The 9,823-nt window shown below is 50.4% G+C and carries 6 protein-coding genes and 1 pseudogene; 1 reads left to right on the top strand and 6 read right to left on the bottom strand.

Annotation, left to right across the window (positions count from 1 at the left end):
- Positions 1-328: 328 nt before the first annotated feature.
- A pseudogene (locus tag HMPREF3119_RS19915) lies at positions 329-458 on the top strand (IS3 family transposase); the annotation flags it as partial.
- Positions 459-829: 371 nt separating this feature from the next.
- Here the strand turns inward: HMPREF3119_RS19915 and HMPREF3119_RS17325 are convergent.
- From HMPREF3119_RS17325 to HMPREF3119_RS17305, 6 genes are all read right to left on the bottom strand, one after another.
- Entirely contained in the window at positions 830-3,691 is a 2,862-nt protein-coding gene (locus HMPREF3119_RS17325; RefSeq protein ID WP_168162295.1) for an autotransporter outer membrane beta-barrel domain-containing protein, read from the bottom strand.
- Positions 3,692-3,758: 67 nt separating this feature from the next.
- Complete coding sequence (locus tag HMPREF3119_RS19210) at positions 3,759-4,001, bottom strand: hypothetical protein (protein ID WP_138184188.1); 243 nt, start codon at positions 3,999-4,001, stop codon at positions 3,759-3,761.
- Between the two features lie 470 nt (positions 4,002-4,471).
- Positions 4,472-4,813, bottom strand: coding sequence for a YfiM family lipoprotein (locus tag HMPREF3119_RS17320; protein ID WP_371327758.1), 342 nt, complete (start codon positions 4,811-4,813; stop codon positions 4,472-4,474).
- A 55-nt stretch (positions 4,814-4,868) separates the two neighbouring features.
- A complete protein-coding gene (gene pssA / locus HMPREF3119_RS17315) occupies positions 4,869-6,227 on the bottom strand; it encodes a CDP-diacylglycerol--serine O-phosphatidyltransferase (RefSeq protein ID WP_004235560.1) in 1,359 nt (452 codons plus the stop codon).
- A 183-nt stretch (positions 6,228-6,410) separates the two neighbouring features.
- Complete coding sequence (locus tag HMPREF3119_RS17310; RefSeq protein ID WP_064483343.1) at positions 6,411-9,068, bottom strand: bifunctional acetate--CoA ligase family protein/GNAT family N-acetyltransferase; 2,658 nt, start codon at positions 9,066-9,068, stop codon at positions 6,411-6,413.
- A 37-nt stretch (positions 9,069-9,105) separates the two neighbouring features.
- Positions 9,106-9,810 (bottom strand): tRNA-uridine aminocarboxypropyltransferase, encoded by a 705-nt coding sequence (locus HMPREF3119_RS17305; protein ID WP_032099097.1) that lies wholly within the window; start codon positions 9,808-9,810, stop codon positions 9,106-9,108.
- Between the last annotated feature and the right edge of the window lie 13 nt (positions 9,811-9,823).

The raw sequence follows: 9,823 nt of genomic DNA, 5'->3' as shown, positions 1-9,823 counted from the left end.
GCTTTTTTGCGTTTGGGTGAAAAGAAAAATGGCGAAATGTGTGGTCATTTACCGGATGAAAAATTAACAGTCGGTAATTTCGGGTTTAACTACAGGTAATACTCTGCACCTGAATAGATCATAATGAGTCAATGGTGAGAAATCACACCTTATATATATCGCTGTCATTCTCCTGAAATGTTCCGAATCCCTCGAATACAATCTAAATTCTCTCCTTTCCGGACACGAGCTACGTGCTTTTTTAAGCTATAAGACAGGCTGATTTTGCTTCTTTAGGGCACTGTGCGACAAAAATGAAATATTAAAAAAGCCACTGCGTGCCTGATGCAGACTTTCTGAACAATTCCGGGTAACCGGGAAACTCAGAACGCATTATCCTGTGGTCACACTTTGCCGGGGTCGGGGCTCATCGCTGCAGTTGCAAATACCGGAAAAACGGTCCTGACAAGTCGGATGGCTGACGGGCTATATTACGCAGTCAGGTACAGGAACTGCATAACATCAGTCATGGAAAGAGACTTCGGATGAAGATGACCGGGTGACAGACATCACCTTACGCGTCAGTCCGCAGTAACACTACCCGATCAGATATGGTGACGTGACGTATATCCGGACAACTGACTGCCCATCAAAGAGCCGGAAATATTACCGGAATCTTTCGTACTGGCAACAGAAGGTGGCAGAACAGTGAGGTTAATCATTCAGGAGCGGGTGAAAGATCTATAGAAAAGGGTTTCATGATAAACATGAAACCCTTTCTGTTCCGGCCATCGGGTCTTTAAATGGCCTGAATTAACTGTAACGCAGATTTTTAGCCTCTGATCATGGATCAGAAGTTATAACGGATACCAATCTGTCCGTTGATTGGTGAATAAACTGCATCACCGGCAATGTGCTGTAATTCCATGAACATATTCACGTTGTTATAGCGGGCATTGAAACCGGCACCGAATTTACCGGTACTGCCGGATAAATCCAGGTTAATGGTGTTGTAACGGTTAAATTCAACTTCGTTACCGTCTTCATACTGATGATTCCACGCCGCTTTCACATACGGAGAGAACACCAGGCCGTTATCAAAGCTGAAGTCTTTACCGGCATTGACACCCAGTTCGCTGGTAAATGAAGTCTGGCTCTTGATTGCCGCATCCATACCATTATTCAGGGTGATATCTTTACTGCCCATACGGTTATACGCTAACTGTCCGTAAGGTGTGATAAAGATCTGATTACTGAAGGCAAAGGTATAACCGGTTTCCAGCGCCATCCCCCAGACAGAGGTGGAGTAATTGTCGCTGCTGACATCATAACCGTTAGTGGATGTTGTCTTCAGTTTATTATCAAAGTGGTTATATTTCAGTAATGCATCCGCATACCAGCCGTTGCTGTTCAGATAAGTGGCATAGGCACCGAAGGTATAGCTGTCGATATCACTGGTACCTGCCCGGTCATTTTTGACATCACCTTTATCAAATCCGGTGAAACCACCCAGAACCAGTTTGCTGTCACTGTTTAACGCTAACTGATAATCCGCACCCAGTTCCAGACCGGCGTGTCTGAGTTTGTACTGAATCTGATCCTTATCCACTTTGGTATTGCTGCCGATACCCTGCATCCAGAGACCGTTCTCAATACTGTCGCTGGTACGCAGCATATGCAGACGTGCACGCAGATGATCAACTTCGTTGTTGTACATCAGCTGCGGCGCACTGGGCAGTGCGAGTACCGCACGGGCACTTGGTGTCAGGCGATCGGTTGCAGTGAATGACCATGTGGTGTCATTATCGGCACCGGTACGGGTCTGAATATTATGAATGTAAGTACCGGCATCCATCAGGTTGAGGATTTTGCCGTCCGCATCCTTCATACCAAAGACCGCATTGCTGTCACCGGCCACGTTTTTCACATATGCGAAATCAGCAGACTGAGGGCGATTCAGAACGGCTTCTTTACCGGTGCCCCGCTCAATGATGGTGACATAGTGCTGACCATAAGCATTATCAGTATTGATAAAGTCAGAATTACCATTGAGGATATTGCTGTTCATGGTGAAATCTAACGTGGTGTTATCATACTGCGCCGGATCATTGTTACCCAGATTATTGATATTCATCTGAGTATGGCCTGCCGGATTGGTCCGGTGGTCAAAATTCACCGCTGCTTTACCGTTTAAGGTACCGATAGTGACGGCATCGTGTTCCTGAGTGCCTTCATAAACGGTGACGGAGCTTTTGCCTTTGGTCTGGCTCAGAGCAAGATCTTCCACATACGCACCATTGGTGGTGGCCGCATACAGATGCAGATGGTTTTTGCCGTTAAAAGTAGTTTTGCCGGTCGCTTTACCATTGGCCTCAACAATCATATCGATATCACCGTTGAGGGTGTTATTTTTCGCTTCACCGCCATTTTCAACGGTTAAGTGAGAATTGCCGGTCTGGGTGTTATCGGTGGCCAGGCCGCCTTTCTTAACAATCTGATTGGTATTGGTCAGTTTGTTATTGTTGGCGGTACCGCTGATAACCTGCTCGCCACGTTTATCCGCTTTGTTGGTGATGGTATTGTTTTCTGCAAGACCATCCACATACTGACTGCCGTTGGTAATGTCATTTTTAATACCGGCAGTACCGTTTTTGCCGACAACCTGCTTACCGCGGTTAGTGGCTTTGTTAGTGATGGTATTATTTTCTGCAAAACCATCCACAAACTGGTTGCCGTCGGTAATGTCATTCTTAACGGAGGCGATACCGTCTTTTTCAACACGCTGGTCAGTGTTGCTCAGGGTGTTATCTTCCGCTTTACCGCGTACAACCTGGATACCGTGCTCAGCACCGGCATTATCGATAACATTTTTAACGGTAACGCCGGTTTTTTCAATGATCTGATCGGCATTTTTCAGTGTGTTGTCAGTTGCTGTGCCGCTGACTGCCTGATAGCCGTGTGTGCCGGTGGTATTATCGATACTGTTTGTGGTGGCTTTGCCGCCGGCACCAATGGTCTGATTACCATTAGTGATATTGGTTTTTTCTGCCGTACCTTTGACAACCTGATCACCATCTTTGATTGTGTTACCTTTGGCAACGCCACCGGTGTTGATAGTCTGATCGGCGTAGTCAAATTTGGAATCAATGGCCAGGCCGTGATTATTGACAGTTTGTCCGGCTCTCTGACCTGTCGTTTTATCACCGGTAAAGGTGGAATCAAGTGCAATGGCTTTGCGGGAGTCATTGTCACCGTTCAGATACTGCTGGCTGGCGCCGGTAAATGTACCGTTACGGGACAGTGATTTGTCATTAACAGTCTGGGTGGCATTACCTGTGAAGGTATCGCCTTCAGACACCAAATATTCACCGTGATCCGCCGGATTCAGGCGGCTGTCATCAACCAGTGTTCCTCTGGTGGTAATTGTCGCAGCACCAACGAGTTCTGTTTTGTCCATCGTGGAGCCATCCAGAACCTGTTCTGAGTTATCGCTGTATGTACCATTGGATGTACTCAGCGTGATTTCAGCTTGTTTGTGGTTTGTATTATCACCGAATGATTCATTGAGTCCTGATGTGGGAATATGAGGCAGAGAGGCACAGCGATATCTTGCATAGGCATCAGCGCCGGTTATTTTAACAACGGATTTTCCGCTGACGTTAAGGTTATCGGCCTGTCCGTTGATACTGGCGTCAGAGTTAACGATCTCCATATTTTTTACATTGATAGGAGAATAGTAATAACTGTAGCTGTGATAATAGTGGTCAATATTATTCTGATCAGTTATTTGGTCTATATGGCGCATTTCCGACAAAAACAGATGTTGCATTACTGTCTTTGATTGAACCGGTGTATTCAACAGGCGTATTTACCAGGGATCCCCCGGTAAACTCCGTCTGATAATATCCGTTACCACCGGATGTTTTGTTACCAACGATATCAATGTCTGTAGCCGCCACTCCCGCAGATACGGAAAGCGCACTAACTACCAATACGGTAATTTGCGAAAGTTTAAATTTCATAATAGTGGCCTGTGTTCGGAATAAAGGTGAATGGGAAAAGATCCTAATACCTATTGTTATCAGGTAATTATAGGGTGTTTACTACGCAGGAAATAAGGGGGTTCCTATTGCGGGTATCTAATGGTCTGAATATGTTCTTATTTTATTTTTACTATGGGTATTTGCACTTAGACATATTATTTTCATCCTTACTTATCCGGATTTTGGGTTGTAGTTATTATCAAATTAATAATGAAAATGCCATTTTCATTCCGGTTTATTTTACATAATATTAATTTAAAGCTATGTTGTTTAAATAAGGAATAAGGAATAAGGAATAAGGAATAAGGAGAAATAGCACTATTTAAATCGAAAGGTTATTAAATATTTAAATTACCGGGTCTGATGCCATTGCGGAAAATTAACCGGAATGAATCATTTTTTGCATGTGATGTTGCTCACAAAATTTACACTGCCCGGTCACCGGATTTTTATTTCAGCGATTGGTACACACTGTAACCGGCAACGGCGCCGGCGATATCCCAGACGAAATCTTTCACACTCCAGCCGGTACCGCTCGGGCGGCTGTCATAAAACTCTTTCGCGGCTCCCAGCGCAACAGAAAAACCGATACCGAATTGTGCACTGTGCCGGTGCTGCCAGTTCTGGTGATCGCCATAAGCATTAGCGGCAATTGCGGTTGCAGCTGAAAAGGCGAAATGCTGGGCTTTATCCCGTCCGGTCCAGCTGTCATTAGCAAGGTGCATCGAACAGCCGGAACTCAGCAGCAGGCAGAAAGACACTGTCATGCAGGTACGTAATGTAACGGGCATACTCATTCTCCGGGAAACAGATAAAAAAATCCCGGCGGGTGCCGGGAGGTTTATATCAGAGGATCCGGCTTATCAGGCGATCAAGACGGACGCGGCGCAGACGGCGCAGCAGTTTTTTGATCTTGACCGGATAGTCACGGATATTATCCAGCTCAGTATAGCTGCGGATAATGGTTGTGTTGGTGCGGATATTGGCCAGCTCTTCCTGACGCTGTGCGTGCAGCTCCTGTTTCGGGTCACGGATAAGGATCGCATTTTCCAGATCCAGGCCCCAGGCGCGCGGGTTCAGGTTATTACCGGTGATCAGCTGCCACTGATTGTCCACCCACATCCCTTTCAGGTGATAGGTGTTGTCGTCATCTTTCCACAGGCGGATGGTCAGTTGCTCACTGTCGGAGAACCGCTGCAGACGCTGCATAAAGCGGCGCAGATTGATTTCATACAGATAAGGCAGCCCGCCGATAATTTTGAACGGCTCTTCCGGCGGAATATAGAAATCATTGGCGGTTTTATCGCCGATAATGATTTCCACCTGTTTCCCGTCCCGCAGCAGGCGGCTGATAATGCGCACCAGTGTTGACGGCAGATTGAAATACGGCGTGCAGATAACCACTTTTTCCTGTGCGGAACACATCAGGTGCTCAATGGTGTTATTGAGCATGTTCTTTTTCCCGAGACCAATCAGCGGCGTCACGGCCAGCTGATCATCAGGCAGTGCCTGCGGGGTGAAGTGGTATGCGGCATGGCGCAGTTTCAGGCGGAAATCGCGGATCAGGTTTTTGATCTCCGGCGTTTTCACGCGGGTTTCGGTATCGAGTTTCTGTACCGCCGGTTCCGGCAGCAGCATTTCATCAATAAACAGTTTCATTGCCGCCGCCAGTTCCGGATTACGCAGGAAGTGGTAGCGGTCATAACGGTATTTATCATGCTGATACAGATAGACATTATTGACGCTGGCACCGCTGTAAATAACGGTATCGTCAATAATAAAACCTTTCAGATGCAGAACACCCAGCGCTTCGCGGGTATTTACCGGCACACCGAAGATAGGGATAAGCAGGTCAGGGTGAGATGCCGCGACGGAGTGATACCAGTCGGCATTGGTGGCATTCGCTTCTGCACCGATACGCCCGCGCTGTGCGCGGTGCCAGTCAACAAAGACTTTGATATCCAGTTCCGGATTGGCTTTTTTGGCGGCATACAGCGCGTCAAGGAAATCCCGGCCCGCATCATCGTGCTCAATATATAACGCAGAAATATAAACGGTTTTCTTTGCACCGGCGATTTCTGCCAGCAGACGGCCTTTAAAGTCGCGGGTATGGAACAGCGTTTCAACATCATCCGCAGACTGTGCTAACTTCGGCAGTTGTGCAAGGTGCTGTTGGTGTTTCGCGGATTTGAATTTTGACAACATCACAGTGCGAATTATCTCTTTAGTTATAGGCGGCGGTTACGAAATAAACAGGTACCGGCCGGTAATGAAAAGATGAACAGATCAAAGGATTATATCACCAGTTTGTCTGATTGTGCGCAGCAATTCACTTTCTGCTTAAGTGACGGTTAAGTCTGTGTCATATATCACGTTGTCCGTTTTTGACTATTGCACTGCCGCAATTTCGGAATTCAGGTGAAGTGTCAGGTTGACGATACCATCCTCAAACTGCGTTTCGACGGTAAACCCGAGCTTTTTCGCCAGTTGGATCATATTGCGGTTCTCCGGCATGGTGATGGCGGTCAGCAGGAGGATGCCGCGTGATTTTGTGTAGGCGAGCAGTTTGCACATCAGCTGATAACCCAGGGTATTGCCTTTCATATCTGACCGCACCAGCACCGCAAATTCCGCTTCCCGGTTATCCGGATCCGACATCGCACGGGCAACCCCGATAATCTGACCGCCGCTGTCCACTGCCACAAAGGCCATTTCGCGGTCATAATCAATCTGGGTCATTTTTGCCAGGTCGTCATGGGTAAATTCACTGATCTCACTGAAATAACGGTAATAAAGGTCTTCTTTGGTCACGCGGTCAATAAAGGCTTTCAGCAGGGGTTCGTCTTCCGGCAGGATAGGGCGGACATGCACAACCGCGCCGTCTTTTAACTGAAAATTCTCCTCCAGTTCTGCCGGATACGGGCGGATAGCCAGACGCTGACGGCCGTCACCGGCCGCCGGTGCCAGAGTCATGGTGGCATCCAGGACAGTAAATTCCGTACCGGAGGCGAGCAGCGGGTGTAAATCGAGCGTCACCACCTGCGGGCAGTCAATTATCAGGTTGGACACCTGTACCAGCACCCGGCTCAGACCCGCAATATCCAGCGGATTCAGGGCGCTGCCGGCTGCCAGTTTGTTATTCTTAATGGCGTGAATCACCAGATAACGGGCAAGGGCCATATTGAGCGGCGGCAGGGCAACGGCGGCGGGGGATTCATCATCCCACGGGCGGCTGGCATCTCCCAGCATAATCACCGGGCCGAAAACCGCATCCTGGGTCACGGCAATCCGCAGTTCCTGTGCCCCGGCGCGGTTCGCCATCGACTGCACAATCAGCCCGTCTATCTGTGCATCGGGGAAGTTTTGTGTCACCCGGTCAATAATTGCGGCTGCTGAGGTGGCGACTTCCTGTTTATCCCGCAGATAAAGCATCACGCCCTGCACATCGGATTTATGTGCGATATCCGGTGAGCGCAGTTTCAGTGCCACCGGGTAACCCAGCGTTCCGGCAATGGTAACGGCATCATCCGCAGAATGGGCAATCCAGGTCGGCAGAATGTTCAGCCCGTAAGCATCCAGTACCGGCTCAACCTCATAGGTATCCAGCACGGTGTGCTGACGGCGCAGGGCGCTGTCGATGCAGTGATGAGCCTGCTGCCGGTTGGCAGTCAGCCCTTCGGACAGAGCAGGGGTTTCCGCCAGCTGTTTCTGGTTGCGGCGGAATTCCACCATATGCATAAAAGCGGTCACAGCACCTTCCGGTGTGCGGTAAGTGGGGATCCCCGCCTCGCCGAACAGGCGGCGGGCTTCCTGTGAGGAGTATTCCCCGCTCCAGTTGGTGAAAATTGTCAGCCAGCGGCTGCGCGGATGCTGCGCGATCGCGGCAATAATCCGGGCGGCGGTTTCTTTGCCCGGTGCAATCGCACTCGGGGAGTGGAGGATCAGCAGGGCATCATGATCGTGGCTGCCGAGCAGAATATTCAGGGTGGCGATATAGCGATCCACCGTGGCGTCATCGCGCAGATCCAGCGGATTATTGATCACAAAATCATCCGGCAATACTGCCGCGAGTGCAGCGCTGCTCTCATCGCTGAGACCGGCAATTTTTCCCCGGCGGCGGAACAGTTCGTCCAGCGCCATTGCTGCCGGTGCCGCGCCGTTGCTCATAATGGCGAGACGTTCACCGCGCAGCGGCTTCATAAAGGTCAGGGTTTCCACGGCGGAAAACATCTCGTGGGTATCCTGCACCCGCAGCAGACCGGCGCGCTGGATTGCTGCGTCATAGGCAATATCCAGGCTCGGCGTTTCACCGACCAGTAACTGTGTGCGCTGCGTGCGGCCACTTTTGACCACCAGGATCGGTTTATTGCGGGAGGCACTGCGGGCGGCTGACATAAAGCGACGCGCATCATGAATATGTTCGAGATAGAGCAGAATGGCGCTGGTTTTGCTGTCGCGGGCCAGGAAATCGAGCATATCGTCGATATCAATATCCGCGCTGCTGCCGAGTGCGATAAAGTAGGAAAAACCGGTTTCCCGCTGTTGTGCCCAGTCCAGAATGGTGTTGGAAACGGCGGCGGACTGGGAAATAAACGCCAGTTTGCCTTTGAGCACCGGTACCGGGGAAAAACTGGCATTCAGCCCCTGCCAGGGCGCAAGCAACCCCAGGCTGTTCGGGCCGAGCAGGCGGATATTATAGTGCTGACAGGTCTGTTTCAGTTCAGCAGTCTGTGACGCCGGGGCGGAGAGAATAATCACCGCGCGGCAGCCGAGTTCACCGAGTTCATTCAGCAGGGCAATATTACGTTTGGGATGGGTGCAGATAATGGCCAGATCCGGTACCAGCGGCAGATCAGCAACAGACGGATACGCCAGGACCCCCTGCACTGAGCGGCGTGACGGCGTGACCGGCAGAACCGGTCCGGCAAAACCGCCGCTGAGCAGATTGCTCATCATCCGGGAACCCGCCCGGTTGGGCTTTTCGGATGCACCGATAACCGCAATGGATTGAGGCCGGAGTAATGCTTCAAGGCCGCGCTGACTCATGGTGTTCTCCTCAGACCGGATTCCCGTGTGCTTTAATTTAGCCTAAAAGCAGCTCCTCTGCTCTGATTTGTGCCACCGGAAGATGTGACTTACCCTTCAAATACTGACGGCGGAAGCAGGTGAAGTGATCCAGAAGCTGTTTTCCGGCCGCGGTATCACCCGCCATCATCAGTGCCGCAGCGGCCACTTCGGCGGTACAGTGCTGATCTTCCCGCGCCGCAACCCGCAGCAGATAATCTTTCTGCGCCAGATCGTTGATGGAGAGCAGCGGGATGTTATCGAGATACGGACTTTTACGGAACATTTTGCGTGCTTCCGGCCAGGTGCCGTCGAGCAGAATAAACAGCGGCGGCTTTGTATTTTCCGGCACATCACTGAACACCTGACGCGGCGGAGTGGCATACGCCTGCGGGAAAATCAGGTACGGCTGGCGGGTGTCATCTTTCAGCAGCGCGAGCAGGGCCTCGTCCGGTTCGGTACGCGACCAGAGAAAAGCCTGTGTGTCCGGCAGGACATCGGCGATAAGCTTCCCGGTATTGCTGGGTTTGAGCGGTTCGGTATCATACATCAGCAGGCAGAACTGACTGCGCGCATCCCGGGTCTGTATGGTGTCACACAGACAGTTTTTTTCGGGTAATAAGCAGTAATTACAACGGACTACACGGCATCCCCGGGCACGGAAAACACGGGTGGATTGCGCCAGACGCCGCTGGCGTAACTGGTAAACAGAATTGGTCTTCATTTTTATCGGCTGG

It is taken from the genome of Morganella sp. HMSC11D09, assembly GCF_001807955.1.
GTDB classification, from domain to species: Bacteria; Pseudomonadota; Gammaproteobacteria; order Enterobacterales; family Enterobacteriaceae; genus Morganella; species Morganella morganii.
The sequence above is the reverse complement of the archived record's forward strand: the minus strand, read 5'-3'. Positions and strand labels throughout refer to the sequence as shown.